Source organism: Xanthobacter sp. YC-JY1 (assembly GCF_021730305.1).
In the GTDB taxonomy this organism is placed as follows: domain Bacteria; phylum Pseudomonadota; class Alphaproteobacteria; order Rhizobiales; family Xanthobacteraceae; genus Xanthobacter; species Xanthobacter flavus.
Window position 1 is genome coordinate 1,757,198 of sequence record NZ_CP032674.1, and the last position, 17,728, is coordinate 1,774,925.

The 17,728-nt window shown below is 67.6% G+C and carries 17 protein-coding genes; 11 read left to right on the forward strand and 6 right to left on the reverse strand.

Going from position 1 to position 17,728, the window contains the following annotated elements:
• Nucleotides 1–131 precede the first annotated feature (131 nt).
• Nucleotides 132–617: a J domain-containing protein gene (locus tag D7006_RS08195; RefSeq protein WP_237356239.1), complete on the forward strand. Its 486-nt coding sequence runs from the start codon at nt 132–134 to the stop codon at nt 615–617.
• Nucleotides 618–725: 108 nt separating this feature from the next.
• Nucleotides 726–2,018, forward strand: coding sequence for an RsmB/NOP family class I SAM-dependent RNA methyltransferase (locus tag D7006_RS08200; RefSeq protein WP_237356240.1), 1,293 nt, complete (start codon nt 726–728; stop codon nt 2,016–2,018).
• A 7-nt stretch (nt 2,019–2,025) separates the two neighbouring features.
• Here the strand turns inward: D7006_RS08200 and D7006_RS08205 are convergent, their stop codons facing one another.
• Nucleotides 2,026–4,059, reverse strand: a complete 2,034-nt coding sequence (locus D7006_RS08205) for a YgiQ family radical SAM protein (protein WP_237356241.1) — start codon at nt 4,057–4,059, stop codon at nt 2,026–2,028.
• A 175-nt stretch (nt 4,060–4,234) separates the two neighbouring features.
• Between D7006_RS08205 and D7006_RS08210 the strand changes: the two genes are divergently transcribed.
• Nucleotides 4,235–5,257: an LLM class flavin-dependent oxidoreductase gene (locus tag D7006_RS08210; RefSeq protein ID WP_237356242.1), complete on the forward strand. Its 1,023-nt coding sequence runs from the start codon at nt 4,235–4,237 to the stop codon at nt 5,255–5,257.
• 94 nt (nt 5,258–5,351) lie between these two features.
• On the opposite strand, the gene D7006_RS08215 is transcribed toward D7006_RS08210, so the two are convergent.
• Nucleotides 5,352–5,738, reverse strand: coding sequence for a hypothetical protein (locus D7006_RS08215; protein WP_237356243.1), 387 nt, complete (start codon nt 5,736–5,738; stop codon nt 5,352–5,354).
• A 222-nt stretch (nt 5,739–5,960) separates the two neighbouring features.
• Between D7006_RS08215 and D7006_RS08220 the strand changes: the two genes are divergently transcribed.
• Complete coding sequence (locus D7006_RS08220) at nt 5,961–6,434, forward strand: MarR family winged helix-turn-helix transcriptional regulator (protein ID WP_237356244.1); 474 nt, start codon at nt 5,961–5,963, stop codon at nt 6,432–6,434.
• Nucleotides 6,431–7,591, forward strand: coding sequence for an FUSC family protein (locus D7006_RS08225; protein ID WP_237356245.1), 1,161 nt, complete (start codon nt 6,431–6,433; stop codon nt 7,589–7,591). The genes D7006_RS08220 and D7006_RS08225 overlap by 4 nt, the downstream gene beginning before the upstream one ends.
• Nucleotides 7,592–7,642: 51 nt before the next feature.
• Here D7006_RS08225 and D7006_RS08230 read toward each other — a convergent pair whose 3' ends face one another.
• Nucleotides 7,643–7,864 (reverse strand): hypothetical protein, encoded by a 222-nt coding sequence (locus tag D7006_RS08230; RefSeq protein ID WP_237356246.1) that lies wholly within the window; start codon nt 7,862–7,864, stop codon nt 7,643–7,645.
• A gap of 167 nt (nt 7,865–8,031) precedes the next feature.
• On the reverse strand, nt 8,032–9,849 hold the full coding sequence (locus tag D7006_RS08235) for an amidohydrolase (protein ID WP_237356247.1): 1,818 nt from the start codon (nt 9,847–9,849) through the stop codon (nt 8,032–8,034).
• A gap of 345 nt (nt 9,850–10,194) precedes the next feature.
• Between D7006_RS08235 and D7006_RS08240 the strand changes: the two genes are divergently transcribed.
• The gene (locus D7006_RS08240) at nt 10,195–10,512 is read left to right on the forward strand and encodes a hypothetical protein (protein ID WP_237356248.1); all 318 of its coding nucleotides are present in this window, start codon (nt 10,195–10,197) and stop codon (nt 10,510–10,512) included.
• An 82-nt stretch (nt 10,513–10,594) separates the two neighbouring features.
• Here the strand turns inward: D7006_RS08240 and rnk are convergent, their stop codons facing one another.
• Nucleotides 10,595–11,011 (reverse strand): nucleoside diphosphate kinase regulator, encoded by a 417-nt coding sequence (rnk, locus tag D7006_RS08245; protein WP_237356249.1) that lies wholly within the window; start codon nt 11,009–11,011, stop codon nt 10,595–10,597.
• Nucleotides 11,012–11,300: 289 nt separating this feature from the next.
• On the reverse strand, nt 11,301–12,203 hold the full coding sequence (locus tag D7006_RS08250; protein WP_237356250.1) for a LysR family transcriptional regulator: 903 nt from the start codon (nt 12,201–12,203) through the stop codon (nt 11,301–11,303).
• Between the two features lie 285 nt (nt 12,204–12,488).
• Between D7006_RS08250 and D7006_RS08255 the strand changes: the two genes are divergently transcribed.
• The 5 genes from D7006_RS08255 (at nt 12,489) to D7006_RS08275 (ending at nt 17,691) form a co-directional block, all read left to right on the forward strand.
• Complete coding sequence (locus D7006_RS08255) at nt 12,489–13,868, forward strand: MFS transporter (RefSeq protein ID WP_229643152.1); 1,380 nt, start codon at nt 12,489–12,491, stop codon at nt 13,866–13,868.
• A 205-nt stretch (nt 13,869–14,073) separates the two neighbouring features.
• Nucleotides 14,074–15,237 (forward strand): LLM class flavin-dependent oxidoreductase, encoded by a 1,164-nt coding sequence (locus D7006_RS08260; protein ID WP_237356251.1) that lies wholly within the window; start codon nt 14,074–14,076, stop codon nt 15,235–15,237.
• 29 nt (nt 15,238–15,266) lie between these two features.
• Nucleotides 15,267–15,782, forward strand: a complete 516-nt coding sequence (locus D7006_RS08265) for a flavin reductase family protein (RefSeq protein ID WP_237356252.1) — start codon at nt 15,267–15,269, stop codon at nt 15,780–15,782.
• Nucleotides 15,779–16,981: a CaiB/BaiF CoA-transferase family protein gene (locus D7006_RS08270; RefSeq protein WP_237356253.1), complete on the forward strand. Its 1,203-nt coding sequence runs from the start codon at nt 15,779–15,781 to the stop codon at nt 16,979–16,981. The genes D7006_RS08265 and D7006_RS08270 overlap by 4 nt, the downstream gene beginning before the upstream one ends.
• Nucleotides 16,948–17,691 carry an enoyl-CoA hydratase/isomerase family protein gene (locus tag D7006_RS08275; protein WP_237356254.1) on the forward strand — a complete coding sequence of 248 codons (744 nt, stop codon included), beginning with the start codon at nt 16,948–16,950 and terminating at the stop codon, nt 17,689–17,691. Before D7006_RS08270 ends, D7006_RS08275 begins: the two co-directional genes overlap by 34 nt.
• Nucleotides 17,692–17,728 lie beyond the last annotated feature (37 nt).

Consider the following 17,728-nt stretch of genomic DNA (forward strand, 5'->3'; position numbering starts at 1 on the left):
GCTTCAGTCCTGCATGGCCGTTTCTGGGATGCGAAGATTGCGGTGCCTTTCCGACAGGAGGGGGCGGCGGATGCGCGTCTCGGGATCGGCTCGTGTCAGACACATGCGCGAGCAGGCACAAGGCGCGTCGCATGAACGACACGGGTTCAACCGGGACGGAGCAATGGGTCGTCTGGAACGGCTCTCTGGGCGTGCTCGACATGGTCACCATCGGCCGTGTCGAGGCGGACGCGGGCGGGCGGCAGGCGTGGCTTGATGCGCCCTACGGCATCGTCGGCCCGTTCAGCCTGGACGAACTGGAGCAGACGGGTCGCATCGCCTTCGGGGCCTGCTTCGTCATGTCCCGCCGGCGCTGGCAGGAAGATCAGGTGGAGCTGCGACTGGCGGCGCAGAAGGCGCGCCGCGCGCTCATGGCCATGTTCGACGGGGAAGACGACAGCACCCACCGAGAAGCGCTCGGCCTGCCGCTGGACGGCCGGCTGGATGCCGCCGAGATCAACGCCGCCTTCCGCCGCCGCGCCAAGACCGCCCATCCCGATGCCGGCGGCAGCGATGCCGACTATCGCCGCATCGCCGAGGCGCGCGACGCCCTGCTGGAGATGCTGGCGACGGTGTAAGGGCGGCCGTGATGGTCAAGGCTGGCGCCATCGCCTATGGTGCGCCCCCATTTCCAGCCTGATCGTGTCTCAGTGAGCTTCGCCGCAATTCTGCAAGCAACCCTCGATTTGACCGAGGAGGTCGACGCCGTCGCGCGTCCGGCCGATGCTGTCGTCTCCGACTTCTTCCGCACCCGGCGCGATATCCCCGCGCCGCAGCGCGGCCCGATCTCCGAGCTGCTCTATATCCTGCTGCGCCACCACGCCCGTCTCGGCTGGTGGCTGAAACGGCATGGGCGTCCGGACACCCCGCGCAACCGGCTTCTGGCCTGGCTGGTGCTCGGCGCCGGCAAGACGCGGGATCAGGTGCAGGCGCTGTTCTCCGGCGTCAAGTTCGGCCCCGCGCCCCTTTCCGAGCAGGAGCGCGCGCTTCTGGTCAAGCTGCAGGGCGCGCGGATCGACCATCCCTCCATGCCGGAGGATGTGCGCTACGAATGCCCCGAATGGGGCGCGGAGGAGCTGCATCGTCGGTTCGGGGAAGACTTCCCCCATGAGATGGCGGCGATGCTGACACCGGCGCCCCTCGACCTGCGCGTCAACCCCATCAAGGCCGACCGCGCACAGATGCTGTCGGCCCTGCGTGCGCTGGGCCTGCCGGCCGAGCTGTCGCCCCTCTCGCCCTATGGCATCCGGGTTAACGAGCGCCCGGCGCTCAACCGCCTGCCCATGCTGAAGACGGGCGAGGTGGAAATCCAGGACGAGGGCTCCCAGATGGTGGCCGTCGTCGTGGATGCGAAGCCCGGCGACCGGGTGGTGGATTTCTGTGCCGGCGCGGGCGGCAAGACGCTCGCCATCGCCGCCCAGATGAAGAACAAGGGCCACGTCATCGCCTGCGACGTGCTGGAGAACCGCCTGAAGCGCGCCGCCGAGCGGTTCCGCCGGGCCGGCCTCCACAATATCGAGACGCGCCCGCTCGCCAGCGAGACCGACCGCTGGGTGAAGCGCCACAAGGGCGGCTTCGACCGTGTGCTGGTGGATGCGCCATGCAGCGGCACCGGCACATGGCGGCGTAATCCCGATGCGCGCTGGCGGGTGCTCGGGCCGGGGCTCGATGCGCTGCTGCCGCTTCAGGCCCGCATCCTCGCCAGCGCGGCGCGGCTGGTGAAGCCGGGCGGGCGGCTGGTCTACGCCACCTGCTCTCTGCTCGCCGAGGAGAATGAGGAGCAGGTGGCCGCCTTCCTCGCGGCGCACCCGGCCTTCCGTGTGGTTCCCCTGAGCGAGGTGGCGCCGCAGATCACCGGCTCGGCGCATCCCGACTATCTGGCGCTAACCCCCGCGCGCCACGACACGGACGGCTTCTTCGCCGCCGTGCTGGAGCGCGAGGCCGCGCCGATCCCCGAGACTGCCCCGATCCCCGAGTAGGCGCGCCTCACTTCTTGCGCAGCGGCACGCCCTTTGTGGTGAAGCGCTGCGCCCCCGCAGGGGCGGGCCGCACCGGACGGCGCGTGCCGGCCGCCTTGCCGGTGCCGGGCGGCTGGTGGGCCGGCACGAGCTGGTCGGGGCGCGGGCCGATGAGATCGGCGCGGCCCATGGCTTTCAGCGCCTCGCGCAGCAGCGGCCAGTTGTCCGGATCGTGGTAGCGCAGGAAGGCCTTGTGCAGCCGGCGCTGGCGCAGCCCCGTGACGGTCGCTACCCGTTCGCTGCCGCCGCGCCGCACCGCCCGGAGCGGGTTGACGCCGGTGTGGTACATGGCGGTGGCGGTGGCCATGGGGGAGGGCAGGAAGGTCTGCACCTGGTCGGCGCGATAGCGGTTCTTCTTGAGCCAGAGCGCGAGGTTCATCATGTCCTCGTCGGTCGTGCCCGGATGCGCGGCGATGAAATAGGGGATGAGGTAGTATTTCTTCCCCGCCTGCTTCACCGCGGCGTCGAACATCTCCTTGAAGCGGTCATAGGTGCCGATGCCCGGCTTCATCATCTTGTCGAGCGGGCCGCGCTCGGTGTGCTCCGGGGCGATCTTCAGGTAGCCGCCCACATGGTGGGTCACCAGCTCCTTCACATATTCCGGGCTCTTCACGGCGAGGTCGTAGCGCACGCCGGAGGCCACCATCACCTTCTTCACCCCCTCCACCTCGCGCACCTTGCGATAGAGGCGGATGAGGTCGTCGTGGGAGGTGTTGAGGTTGGGGCAGATGTCCGGGAAGACGCAGGAGGGGCGCCGGCAGGCCGCCTCGATCTTCGGGTCCTTGCAAGCCATCCGGTACATGTTGGCGGTGGGGCCGCCGATGTCGGAGATGACGCCGGTGAAGCCCGGCGTCTTGTCGCGGATCAGCTCGATCTCGCGCAGGATCGAGCCCTCCGAGCGGTTCTGGATGATGCGCCCCTCATGCTCGGTGATGGAGCAGAAGGTGCAGCCACCGAAGCAGCCACGCATGATCGTCACCGAGAAGCGGATCATGTCCCACGCCGGGATCTTCGCTTCGCCATAGGAGGGATGCGGTGCGCGGGCGTAGGGCAGGTCGTAGACCGCATCCATCTCCTGCGTGGTGAGGGGAATGGGCGGCGGGTTCAGCCACAGATCGCGGTCGCCGTGGCGCTGGACCAGCGGGCGGGCGTTGCCGGGATTGCTCTCCCGGTGCAGCACGCGGGAGGCGCGGGCATAGGCCTCCTTGTCCACCTCCACCTGCTCATAGGCGGGCAGGCGGATGACCACGTCGCCGGGGCGGCGGGCGGCGCCCTCGTCCGAGGCGTCGAGATCGTCGGCGTGAAGCTCGGTGTAGTGCTCGGGCACGCGGCGGAACAGGGCGACGCCGCGCACGTCGTCGATGTTGCGCGGGGCCTCGCCGTCGGCGATGCGGTTCGCCACCTCCACCACGGCGCGCTCGGCGTTGCCGTAGATCAGGAGGTCCGCCTTGGCGTCCGCCAGGATGGAGCGGCGCACCTTGTCGGACCAGTAGTCGTAATGGGCGATCCGGCGCAGCGAGGCCTCGATGCCGCCGAGGATGATGGGCACATCCTTGTATGCCTCGCGGCAGCGCTGGGTGTAGACGATGGTGGAGCGATCCGGCCGCCGCCCGCCTTCGCCACCGGCGGTATAGGCATCGTCATGGCGCAGCCGGCGGTCCGCCGTGTAGCGGTTGACCATGGAGTCCAGGTTGCCGCCCGTGACGCCGAAGAACAGGCGCGGCTTGCCCAACGCCTTGAACGGCTCCGCCGACTGCCAGTCCGGCTGGGAGATGATGCCGACGCGAAACCCCTGCGCTTCCAGCAGACGGCCGATGATGGCCATGCCGAAGCTTGGGTGATCCACATAGGCATCGCCCGTGACCAGAACGATGTCGCACTGATCCCATCCGAGCGCCGCCATCTCGGCGCGGCTCATGGGCAGGAAGGGTGCCGGCCGGCTGGCCGGGGCGGGCCAGGGCAGGAAAGTCAAAGGCTTTGCGGGGCAGACCTGTGTGTCCATGGGTGACGAATAGGGATCAAAGGCCGCAAATTCAACCGATCGAAGCCCGCAGGGGAACACATCTTCTCGTGCAGGCCGGTTCTCGTGCAAAGCCAGCTTGCGGACACGAAAGATGCGCGAGCCGGCGTAGCGGGCTAGGTTGGCCCCAGATTTTCACAGCCCAGAAGTGTCTGCCTTGAAGAAGATCGGCTTTCTTTCGTTCGGCCACTGGACGCCTTCGTCCCAGTCGCAGACCCGCTCGGCGGCGGATGCGCTGCTGCAATCCATCGAGCTTGCCGTGGCCGCGGAGGAACTGGGCGCGGACGGCGCCTATTTCCGCGTCCATCACTTCGCCCGCCAGCTTGCGGCTCCGTTCCCGCTTCTGGCGGCCGTGGGCGCGCGCACCAAGCGCATCGAGATCGGTACCGCCGTCATCGACATGCGCTATGAGAACCCGCTCTACATGGCGGAGGATGCCGGCGCGGCCGATCTCATCGCCGGCGGCCGGCTTCAGCTTGGCATCAGCCGCGGGTCACCGGAGCAGGTGATCGATGGCTGGCGCTATTTCGGCTATGGCCCGCCGGAGGGGCAGACCGCCGCCGACATGGCCCGCCGCCACGCCGAGGTGTTCCTGGAGGTATTGAAGGGCGAAGGCTTCGCCCAGCCCAATCCCCGGCCCATGTTCCCCAACCCGCCCGGCCTCCTGCGGCTTGAGCCGCATTCGCAGGGCCTGCGCGAGCGCATCTGGTGGGGCGCCAGCTCCAACGCCACGGCAGTTTGGACGGCCAAGCTGGGGCTCAACCTGCAAAGCTCCACCCTGAAGGACGACGAGACGGGCGAGCCCTTCCATGTCCAGCAGGCGGCACAGATCCGCGCCTATCGCGCCGCATGGGCCGAGGCCGGCCACACCCGCACCCCGCGCGTCTCGGTGAGCCGCTCCATCTTCGCGCTCGTGGACGACCGCGACCGCGCCTATTTCGGCGGGGGCGGCAAGGAAGAGGATTCCATCGGCTTCATCGATGAGAAGACCCGCGCCATCTTCGGCCGCAGCTACGCCGCCGAGCCGGACGCGCTGATCAAGCAGCTCGCCGAGGACGAGGCGATTGCCGAGGCCGACACGCTGCTCCTCACTGTGCCGAACCAGCTGGGCGTCGACTACAACGCCCATGTCATCGAGGCCATCCTGACCCACGTGGCGCCGGCCCTCGGCTGGCGCTGAGAGGAAGAGGGGCGCTGCCCGCCGGGGAGCGCCCCTGAAGTCCCCCGCGGATGCGCGGAGGAGGCCTTGTGAATGACCAAGGCACCTCAATCTCTCAGCGCAACCGGTTCACGAGCCACAGCGCGCACCACGATCCGAGCAGGGTGACCACCATCATGGCGGCGAGCGCGATTTGCATCACCCCGCCTCCCGCAGCCGCCACCGACGTCGACCCGCCCATGAACGGACCGAGCAGGAGCGACACAACCATGCCGCCCGCGGGGGCGACGAGAAAGGCACCGACGAGCGACACCACGATGCTCACGATCCAGCCAAGGACTCCTCGGTGTTTCGTCCAAGCCTCATGGACCCCGACGGCGAGTGCGCCGAAAAGAACAGCAAGCGCGATCATCATCGGCCCGCCGACGCTGTCCATAGGAATTGCGCCGCTCGCCTGAAGTAACAGGATGCCGACCACTGCAATCGGCACGATGTATTGCATGATGTTCCTCCCTGCTGCTTTCATGGCAGCGTGACACCACCGCCTTGGCGGGTAGAATACATCAAACAAGCAGCAAGTTCGTCATGCGCTGGTCCATATGCCAGCACCGGCGCGGCCCCTGTCCGCCGCGCCTTCCGTGGGGCGCGGGACGACGAAACCGGATGGGGAAGGACAGATATAATTTGTATTGCAATGCAAATTATATTCTGCTCTTCATGCCGCATGACACTCGATCCCGCTTCACCGCGCGCCCGCTTCGGCGTGCGTTTCGCGCTGCTTGCCCGTCGCTGGCGGCGGGCGCTGGACGCCCGTCTCGCAGAGGCGGGGCTGTCTGACGCCACATGGGTGCCGCTGGTGCATCTCCAGGAGTCCGGCGACGGCATCACCCAGAAGGAGCTCGCGGCGCTGGTGGGCATCGACGGGTCGAGCCTCGTGCGCCTGCTGGACATCCTGAGCCGGCAGGGGCTCGTGGAACGCCGTGTCGACGCCTCCGATGGGCGCGCGCGGCTGGTTCACCTCACTGAAGCGGGCAGGGCGCGGGTCGCCGAGATCCGGAGCGAGCTGTCCAGGGGGGAGGCGGAGATGTTGGCGGACCTCTCGGACGCCGATATCGCAACCATGCTCGGGCATTTCGAGCGCATCGAGCAGCGGCTGCAAAGCCTTCAGGTCCAGCGCCGGGAAAAGGCGATGCCATGAGCCTGTCTGACCCCCCCCACGCGGCGTCTGCCGATTCCGACGCCCTTGCCACCCGCCGCTTGGACGCGGCGCGCCATCTGCTCAAGCCGCACCAAATCCGCGAGAGTTGGGCGCTCGCCGCCCAGCCGTGGCAGCGCAATGCGGCGCTGGCCGGCTTGCAGGCATCTCTCGCGGCGGCGATCGCCCTGCCGCTGGCCCTCGTCTCGCCCTGGCCGCACCTTGTCGGCTTTGCCTCGCTGGGAACGCTCGCGGCCCTGTTCGGTCGTTTCGCTCCGCAGGCGGGGCGGGGCCGCATCGTCCTGCTCTGCGCCATGTGGCTGACCGTCTCGGTGCTCGCCATGTCGACAGCGGCGTGGCTCGGCGCGCCCTATCTCCTACAGCTGGCCCTCTTGGCCCTTGCCTGCGGCCTGTTCTTCTTCGTCGCCAACACCGGGCAGTATGGGCCGCCGGGCGCGCTCATCTTCGTGTTCGCCGCCGGGGCGGCGATGGGCCATGTGGCGTCCTGGCAGGAGGTGGTCGAGCGCGCGACCGCGACCGCGCTGGCGGCTGGACTGACGTGGCTGATCTGCGTGGGGACGGAAGCGTTCCGCCAGCAGGAAACGCCCGAGGCGCCTTTTCCGGTGGAGCCGGTTCGGCCGCTGGACCATCGCCTCATCGCGGCGGCGCGGATCACCCTCGGCTCGGCGATCGCGGCGTTTGCCGCCTATGCCGCCGGCGCGGCGCATCCCGCCTGGGCGGCCATGGGCACGGTGGCGGTGATGCAGGGGACGCACCTGCACATCAGCATGAGCCGCGCCATGCAGCGTATGTCCGGGACCGTGGTCGGCGCGGGCCTTGTCTGGCTCATCCTCTCGCAGGAGCCATCGGTGTGGAGCGTGGTCGCTCTGCTCATCTTCCTTCAGTTTGCGACCGAGATGATCATCGGCGCGAACTACGCCCTCGGCCAGATCCTGGTGACCCCCATGGCCCTGCTGATGAGCTACCTCGCGGCCCCCGGCGCGGCGGGGACCGCCATGGCGCCGGAACGGGTGTTCGATACGCTGGTCGGCGCAATCATCGGCATCGTGCTGGCGGTGGTCTGCTCGACGCTGGATGACCGGCTCTATCTCGCCCGCCACCATGCGGCGCACGCGGATCGCGGGAGCGCGAGCCGCTAGAGCCGATGGCGACGGCGCGAGGGAGATCGCATCCGCGCTCCGGCGCCGCGTTTACCAGCCGCTGCAGAGCCGCATCCAGTGGCGGTGTTCGCGCGGGACGCGGCCGGCTTCGCAGGCGCGCCGGGCGTCGCCGTCAAGCGCCATGAAGCACGACTTGCCCTCGCGCAGGTGCTGGCACCAGCCGCGATCGTAAGCGTCATTGAACGACATGAAGCACGATTTTCCTTCGACATAGGCCTGGCAGAAGCCGCGGTCCGGCCCGTCGAAGGTCATGAAGCAGGATCGCTTCTTGGAGCAGATTTCGGGCACCGGCTGAGCCTGGGCGGAAACGCCGCCCAGCGCTGCCAGAAGCATCAGCAATCCGAGAAGCCGTCTCATAAGGTCCGCCGTTCTTGGTTCCTGTCGACGGGGCTTGCGCCACCGTCGACAGGAACGGGGCGTCAGGCCTTGTGGCGGATCTTACCATTCATCATGGTCAGCTCGACCTTTGCCTTGTGGATATCGCGGGGATCGCCCTCGAGGATGTTGCGGTCGAGCACGATCAGGTCGGCGAACTTGCCGACCTCCAGCGATCCGATCCTGTCGTCCATGCGGAGCTGGTAGGCGGCGCCCATCGTGTTGGCGTGGATCGCCTCGGCCACCGTCAGCCGCTCGTCGGCCGGCACAAGCACGGCGGCGTCCTCCTTGCCGATCAGCCGGCGGGTCACGCCCACCTCGATGGAATCAAGGGGCTTGTAGGTGGAGAAATAGCCCGCCGCCGGCCAGTCGGTGCCGAACGACACGCGCCCGCCCTGGTTCAGGATGGTCTTGGTGCGGTACAGCTTGCTGGCGCGGGGCTGCCCGTAGCGGGCCAGCATGTTGATCATCGTGTCCGGATCGGCCGACGACCAGTTGGCGGAGAACTGCGCCGTCACGTTCATCTTGGCGAAGCGGGGGGAATCGCTGTCCTCCACATAGACCAGATGGGCGATGGCATTGCGGCGGTCGCGCTTGGGATTGGTCGCGATCGCCTTCTCCATGGCGTCCAGCGCCACGCGGGCCGTGCGCTCGCCGCAGGCATGGACGTGGACGTCGTAGCCGGCCGCGTCCACCGCCCCGATCAGCTGGTGCCACTGGGCCTCGGTGAAGGGCGAGGCGCCGATGGAGTTGGGCATGTCGGCATAGGGCTCGATCAGCCACGCCGTGTACCCGCCCTGCGAGCCGTCGCCGACGATCTTCACGATGTCCACGTGCACCAGCTCGCTCGACACCCGGCTGCGGACGTCCTTGAACTGTTCGACCACGTCGTCGATGGGCAGGCTCTTCACCGAATAGGAGGCCGATACCCGGAACGGCAGCGCATCGCGCTTCTCCGCGTCCACATAGATGTTGATGACGGCGCCCTGGTCGGAGCCGATGGGCGGCACGCCGGCGTCGAACAGCGAGGTGATGCCGGCCGCTGCGGCCTTGGGCAGCCAGCGATCCAGCAACTTGCCCAGGTTGGCGGCGGTGATCGGCTCCACCGCATTGACGAGGGCGAGCACGGCGTTGACTTCGAGAACATAGCCGGTGGGCTCGCCCTTCTCGTCGCGGGCGTAATAGCTGAAGCGCGGGATGGGATCCGGCGTGTCGCGGGTCACGCCGGCCATCTCCAGCGCCTTGGAATTCACCCACAGGCTGTGGCCGTCGATGGCGAAGAAGAAGGCCGGCCGGTCGGGCAGGATGCGGTCGAGGTCCGCCCGCGTCGGGCCCTCCGGCGGGAACATGTCCACGCGCCAGCCGAAGCCACGGATGGGGCCGGTGGGGTTCTCCTTGGCGTATTGCTCGATGGCCGCGAGGGCATCCTTCATGGTCGGCAGCTGAAGGTCGATGCCGGAGGTCAGGAAGGCGCCGAGCAGGGGATGGGTGTGCCCCTCCACGAAGCCCGGCATGAGCAGGCGGCCCTTGAGGTCGATCACCTGCGTCTTCGGGCCGGCGAGCGCCATGGCCCCGGCCTCGTCGCCCACATGGATGATGGTCTTGCCGCGCACCGCGACCGCCTTCGCCCAGGGCTGGGCGCCGGCGACGGTGTAGACCAGCCCGTTGTGGAATACGAAATCGGCCGGGCCGCTGGTGGCGGCGCGGGCATCCTGTGCCTTCACCTCGGTCGCGCGGAACACGGGCGCGATGGCCGCCGCCGCCGTCATCGCCATGCCGGCTCCGAGAAGCGAGCGGCGGTTCAGGCCACTCGCCCGGCCGAACGCCTCGAAATAGGGTGCCCACTCACACGCGATGCACATGCCAACCCCTCCCACGCGCGGCGAAGTGCGTCGCAAATCACCCGCCTTTCCATAGGGTAACCTGATCTTGCAGCGGTAAAAACGACTTCTTTTGTGGTTTGCAGCCTGTTGCAGCGCAGGACGCAGCCGATCCCTTGACGCGCGCGCTTACGTACCCAAATCAAGGGCCGCCGGCCCCCAGGCCGGCCATGACATCGCACGATGCGTGCGAGGTGCTTGTACCCATGTTGCTCGAAGGAGGATGTGGCTATGAGAACCACGCGAGACGGGCGGCCGCAGGCGCCGCCGTCCTCTCAATCTGAAGGCGTCCTGGTGCATCCGGACCAAGTGCTGGATCATCCGTTCATGAGTGATGCGGAGAAGCGGACGCTGCTGTCGTCCTGGGCGTCGGATCGCCACGCGGTCGAGAATGCCCCGGCACTCAGGCGCCTCGACAGCGGCGCGGTCGTTCCCGTCGACGACATTCTCGCCGCTTTGGCGGCGCTTCCCGCCGATCCGCCGTCCCTCGATCAGGACGCCGGCTGGACAGCCATGGAGCGGCGCCAGCGGCCCTTCTTTCCGCCCTGGCGGAAAGCGCGGTGGAGGGTGAAAGGCGGCCCGCCGCCGCGCGGCGGCGCACGCGCCGCTTTGCGGCTGGTGCCGGCGTTCGACGTGAACGCGTGACGGGACGGTGCGGCGCTGGTGCGAGCCGGCGCCGTGCCGAAGCCGCCGCATCACCCAGCAGGTTGCCGGCGGGTCGGGAAGATCAGACCCGCGCCTGTGCCGGCGCAGGCACGACGGCGACGATTTCCAGCTCGTGGCGTCGTCCGTCCCGGGCGGTCCAGGAGATGGACTGGTTTTCGGACAGTCCGATCAGCGCGGCGCCTATGGGCGTCATCACCGACACCTTGCCGTCCGCGATATCCGCATCTTCGGGATAGACGAGCCGCACGGTGCGCGTGCTGTCCGCCGACCTGTAGGTGACGGTGGCGCCCATCTGGACCGAGTTCGCCGGCGTGCGATCGGGCGACACGAGCCGCGCCCGTTCGAGTTCGGACAGCAACTCCTCCGCGACGTCCGGGATCCGGTCGAGGGCGGCGGTGGCGAGGCCGGTGAGGCGCTCGTGATCGGCGCGGTTGAGGACGAGCGCCGGCAAGCGCGCGCGGCGGGATGGCTTTGTCATCTGGATGGACTTTCAAACAGGCGCAGGCCGACGCTGCTGCTGGAAGGCTGTCGCCGGCTCAAGACGCGATTGGGGGCTGGTCTGCGCTATCGCTGGTCGCCGCGCGCGATGCGGGCACGGCGTCGCGTCACCCCGGCGCCCGGGGCGCAAACGCCGGACGCGGGGCTACTGTCCTGCGATGGGGCAGGGGCGGCAGTGGTGGTGGCGATCAGCGCTCATGCGGTCATGAGGCCCCCGACCTTCCCTTATGTCAAGTCGCGCCAGCCACGCCCCAGCCGGTGGGCCGGCGTCAGCCGGAGGCGGCGTCCTCGGCCGTTCCGAAGGTGCTGACCTCGGCCGCCGTGGCGGCGATCAGCTCGTGGAGGCCGGACAGCCGCCGCTTCTTGTACGCCGCCACGAAGGGCACGGGGGCAGGGTCACACGTCGTCCGCAGTACTCGCAGCCGGCCGGACGCGATGTCGTCGCCATAGCAGGCCGGCGGCAACACGCTGATGCCTGTGTTGGCGATCATGAGCGTGGCGATCACCGTCATGCTGTTGCACAAATCGGGGCGCTGGGCCGAGCTGCCGCGGTCCAGCAGCGACAGGATGGTGCTGTAGTGCACGGAGTTCTCGCCGAGGGAGAGAACCCTCAGGCGCGTCAGGTCCTGGGCGGACAGCACATGATCCGGCAGATCCATGCCGGCGCCGGCCATCCACCGGAACGCCACCATGCCGAGTGGATGGACCACCAGCGCCGGGTCTGCGATCTCGCCCGGCAGCAGGACCACATCGAGGTCACCGGCCAGCATCCGTGCGCGCAGCGGCGCGGTGAGGGAGATGTCCAGCTCCAGCGAGATGTGGGGGTAGCGCTCGTGCACGGTGGCGACGAAAGCTGGAAGCCAGGTCATGGCCACCAGCTCCGCAACGCCGACCCGCACGATGCCGGAGAGCATCTGCCGGGGCGTGATGTGGTGGAGGATCTCGTCGTGCAGTTGCAGCGCGCGCTCGGCGTAGCTGACGAGCTCGCGCCCTTTCGAGGTGACCGCGATCTTTCTCTGGCTTCGGTCGAACAAGGCGACGCCGAGTTCGCTCTCAAGCTCCTGGATGCGGGCCGAGACGGTTGATTGCGTTGCATTCAAATTGTTTGCTGCAGCTGCGAAGCTTCCGAGGCGGATGATCTCCAGGAAGGTTTGTAGTTGCCGGAAATTCATTTTTATTTTCCTCCCGCTGATCGATTATTCCGTCGCGTCTCAATCGAAAACAATCGCTTTTTGCGCTCAACCCACATGGTTACGCTGCTCTCGGCTGGGGGAGACTCCCTGCCGAAACACAGCCCCGTGCAGGCGAAGCCGTCTGCATCCGCCCGCCGTGGTCGGCCACACGCGCCGTATCGCCACGCGGGCTCGCAGCGCGCCTGGGCGGGAAAAACAGAAAAAGCGCTCCGTCACGGAAGCGTCTGGGAGGAATGAATGGCCCCGAACCCGCAGACGTCGCCCATGAGCGACGCTGATCTGTCGCGCCATGCGAAACGCGCCGTGCTGGCCTCGACTGTCGGCACCATGATCGAGTGGTACGATTTCTATCTGTACGGCCTTGTCGCCGCGATCGTCTTCGGCAAGCTCTACTTCCCGTCGCAAGATCCCTATTCGGCGACGCTGCTCGCTTTCTCCACCTTCTTCCTCGGATTCGTCGCGCGGCCGGTGGGGGCCATCATCTTCGGCCATTTCGGCGATCGCATCGGCCGCAAGGGCACACTGGTGGCGACGCTCATGCTCATGGGCATCAGCACCGTCTTCATCGGCCTGGTGCCGACATACGAGCACATCGGCATCTGGGGTGCCGTCGCCCTGACCGTGCTGCGTGTCCTGCAGGGCATCGGCGTCGGCGGTGAGTGGGGCGGGGCGATCGCGGTCGCCACCGAGTGGTCCAAGTTCAACCGCAGCCGGGGCCTCGCGGCCAGCTGGCCGCAGTTCGGCTCGCCCCTCGGCATGCTGCTCGCCGTGGGCATGCTCACGCTCACGTTGCAGATGGGCTCCACCGAGTGGTTCGAAACCATCGGCTGGCGCATTCCCTTCCTGGTCAGCGCCCTGCTGATCTTCGTCGGCCTCTACATCCGGCTCGGGGTTCTGGAAACACCGGTGTTCCAGCGCATGCAGGAGAAGAAGGAAATCGCCCAGGCGCCGGTGATCGAGGCGGTCCGCGGCTTCTGGAAGGAAATTCTCCTCACCTGCCTGATGCGGACGGGACAGCAGGCGCCGTTCGTGATCTTCACGACGTTCCTCCTGTCATATGGGACGTCGCAGCTCGGCCTGCAGAAGTCGTTCCTGTTCAACTGTGTGCTGGTGGCGGCGACACTCTCGCTCTTCACCACGCCGTTCTTCGGCTACCTGTCGGATCGCATCGGCCGCAAGCGGATGTACCTGATCGGCGCCTTCACCATGATGGTGTTCGCCTTCCCCTATTTCTGGCTGCTCGACACCGGGGTTCCGGCCCTGATCGTCCTCGCCATCCTGGTGTCGCTGCCCATCCACGACATGCAGTATGCGCCGCAGGCGGCGTTCATCGCCGAGAGCTTCCCGCCCAGCGTGCGCTACTCCGGCTCCTCGATCGGCTACCAGCTCGCCTCGATCACGTCGGGCGGCCCGGCACCGATCATCGCAGCCTTCCTGCTGCACACCTACGGCACGTCAGCGGCGATCAGCGCCTACATCGCCTTCATCGCCGCGATCAGCTTCGTCTCGACCCTCTTCCTGAGGGACCGCTCGCGCGACGACTACACGAGCAATGCCGGCTGGGTGCGCGATGATGGATCCGTGGCCGTCCATCCCGGCGCATCCCCGATGACACCGCGTGCGGCCTCGTCACCGAGCGAATAGGCCGAGCGCAACAGTGAAGAGAGGGACGGCCTTGTGCTGTCCCTCTTGTTCCAAGGCATCGATTTTAACGATCAAAAAATATCGAAAACAATCGTTTTTTACGGTCAACCCCAGCCTCTAGGATTTACCTGCCAGACAAGAAGAGGGTGGCTCACCGCGAGACCTGCCCCCGGATCTGGCGGGACCTGAAACGGGAGGAAAAGTCATGGTCAAGATTTCAGGGCATAAGCCGGCGCTCTCTCCGCTGGAACAAGCCAAGGCCAACCCGCTGATGCTGGGATTGTTCCTGCCCATCCAGTCCGGCGCCTGGAGCCCTTCGACGGCCCCGCGCGATACATCCTGGACCTTCGACTACAACGCCCGCTGCACGGTGATGGCGGAAGAGCTCGGCTTCGACCTGGTGTTCGGGCTGGCCCAGTGGATGGGCAAGGGCGGCTATGGCGGCGAGATGAAGTTCCGCGAGATGGCGACGGATCCGCTGCTGGTGACCGCTGGTCTTGCGGCGATCACCCGGCGCATCCTGCTCGTGTCCACCGTGCATATCCTCTACGGCTGGCATCCGCTGCATCTCGCCAAGTTCGGCGCCACCATCTCGGAGATGAGCGGCGGGCGCTGGGGCCTCAACATGGTCACCGGCTACAAGAAGAGCGAGTTCGAGATGTTCGGTCTCGAGCAGATCGAGCATGACCACCGCTACGTGATGGCCGACGAGTTCGTGACCATGATGAAGCGCCTGTGGTCGGAGGATGAGAACATCACCGTCGACGGCCGCTTCTGGAAGATGAAGGAGGCCTTCATCGCGCCGAAGCCCGCCGGCGGAAAGTGCGTTCTGGTCAACGCTTCCTCGTCGGGCGCGGGGCTCGACTATGCGGTGAAGCACTCCGACCTGATCTTCGTCACCAGCCCGGCCGGCGCCAACCTCGACCGCGCCTGCGCTGCGCTCCCGCCCCATACGGCCCGCATCAAGCAGGCGGCGGCGGCCCAAGGGCGAGATGTGCGCACCCTCATCAATCCGCACGTCATCTGCCGCGAGACCGAGGCGGAGGCCTGGGCCCAGTACGACGCCATCCTGCGCCACCAGGACCCCGTGGCGGCGGAGAACTTCTACCGCACCTTCACCGGCGGCGATCAATCTTCCTGGAAGGCGGCGACGCGGGAGGAATGGACCATCGGCGGCAACGTCCACATCGTCGGTACGCCGACCCAGGTGGTGGAAGGCTTCCAGCGCCTCAAGGCCGCCGGCTGCGATGGCGTTCAGGTGAACTTCTACGACTTCCTTCCTGACCTGAAGTTCTTCGGTGAGCGGGTTCTGCCGCTCATGCGCGAAGCGGGCCTGCGCCTCGACCAGCCCCTCGCCACCGCCGCCTGATCTTCGATCTATCCGGAGACTTTCCAGCCATGTCCGAGACCAAGTCTGCCCCCTCAGCCGTCTCCGCCAACGAACTGCGTGCCTTCGCCGGTCATTTCGCGACCGGCGTTGCGGTGGTCACCACCGCCCATCCCGACGGTGCCCTTCACGGCCTCACGCTCAATGCGGTGACCTCGCTGTCCCTCGACCCGCCGCTCTACCTGATCTGTCTCGATCATCGGTCGAACACGCTCAAGGCGCTCAAGGAGAGCGGCCACTTCGCGGTGCATTTCCTTGATCGCAGCCAGTCGGAGATCTCCCGCGTCTTCGCCTCCAAGCAGGAGGACAAGTTCGCGGGCGTCGAACACGTCGTCGGCGAGAGCGGAAGCCCGCTCATCGGTGGTGTCCTGGCCGCCGCTGAATGCCGGCTGTCGGAAATCTGCACGGTCGGCGACCACATGATCGTCATCGGCGAAGTGCAGCGCACCCATGTGTTCGGGGGCGAGCCGCTGCTCTATCACCGCGGCGGCTACACGGCGCTGGAAGTCGAGAGGAAGGTCGCATGAGCACCTCTTCCAGCACCCCCAAGCCGCTGGCCGGACTGCGCGTCCTGGAGTTCGCGCAGATCGCCGCCGGCCCCTTCACCGGCAGCCTCCTGGCCGATCTCGGCGCGGATGTGGTGAAGGTGGAGCGTCCCGATGGTGGCGACGGCATGCGCGGCTGGCCGCCGCTTCATGACGGGCCTGAGGCGGGGGAGGGGGTCTTCAGCGGCAATTTCACCTCGCTCAACCGCAACAAGAGGTCCATCGCCCTCGACATCAAATCGCCGGCGGACCGCGACCGGCTGCTTACGTTGATCGAATCTGCCGATGTCTTCATCGAGAACTTCCGCCCGGGCGCCCTCGTCCGGGCTGGGCTCGGCTATCAGCAGCTCCAGGCGCGCAACCCGCGCCTGGTCTATTGCTCCATCACCGGCTACGGCCAGTCCGGTCCCTATGCCCAGAAAGGGGCGTTCGACGTCACCGTGCAGGCCATGAGCGGGGTGATGAGCGTGACCGGCGAGCCGGACGGCCCGCCCGTGAAGTGCGGGGTTCCGGTGGGAGATTTCGCCACCGGCCTCTACGCTGCCTTCGTCACGCTCGCCGCGGTGATGCGGGCGCGCGAGACGGGGCGGGGCGCCTATGTGGACTGCTCCATCCTGGGGGCGTTGCTGGGCATATCCGCGCTGCAGACGAGCGAATATTTCGGCACGGGCGTGCCGCCGCGCCGGCTCGGCTCGGCTCACCCGCGCAACGCGCCCTATGCCGGGTTCGACGCATCGGACAAGCCGTTCACCATTGCCGCTGGCAATGACAAGCTCTGGCGCGACACCTGCGACATCGTCGGGCGGCCCGATCTCGCCGATGACCCGCGCTTTGCCACCCAGTCCCTGCGGGCGCGCAACCAGCAGGAGCTGGCGGCGATCCTCCAGCCCATCTTCGCCACCCGGACGGCGGCGGAATGGCTGGCGGCGTTCGACGCGCAGGGCGTGCCCTGTGCACCCATCAACGACTTCGCCGAGATCCTGTCCGATCCACATGTGCAGGACAGGGGCTGGGTGCTGCCCATCGCCATGCCCAATGGTGCGGTGGCCGACACCGTGGGCTTTCCGGTGGGACTGTCGGACTTCGCGTTCGAGATCAGCCGGCGGCCGCCTTTGCTTGGCGAGCACAATGACGAGGTGTTCGAGGAATGGACCGCGCGACCCCTGAAAGCAGCGCAGTGATCGACCTCAGCGAGGCCGGAGTGCTCAGGATCGCCACGCTGGCGCGTCCCGAGCAGGCCAATGCCCTCGACCCGGCGCTGGTGGCCGGCCTGAGCGCGTTCGTCCAGCAGGCTACGGAGGAAGGGCGGCCGTTCGCGCTGGCGGGCGGCGGGGTGTTCTGCGGCGGCTTCGATCTCGCCGGCTTCGAGCAGCAGAGCGAAGGCGACTTGCTGCTGCGCTTCGTGCGGCTCGAACTGCTGCTGCAGTCCGTGAGCCGCGCACCCGTGCCATCCTTCGCCCTCATCGCAGGGGCGGCCATCGGGGCGGGTGCAGACCTCGCCGTGGCCTGCACCTACAGGATCGGCACTCGCCGGGCGCGCTTCCGCTTTCCCGGCTTCCGCTTCGGCGTGGCGCTGGGCACGCGGCGACTTGCAGCCATCGTCGGAACGGATCGCGCCCGCGCCATCCTGCTGGCAGACGCGACCGTCGGCGCCGAGGAGGCGCTGGCGATCGGTCTTCTCACGCACCTGGTCGAAGAGGACGACCTGCTGCCGAGCGCGGAACTCATCCTCGCCGCGCAGAGCGGACTGACGCCGCCGGCCACCGCCCGCATTCTCGGCCTGACCGGACCTGACACCGGCGATGCCGACCTCGCCGACCTCGTCCGCTCGTTGGCGGCGCCGGGGCTGCGGGAGCGCATTGCGTCCTATCGCGCGGGCAAGACGCGCTGAGCGCGCTTGCGCCGTAGCACAGACCTGACGCCCGACC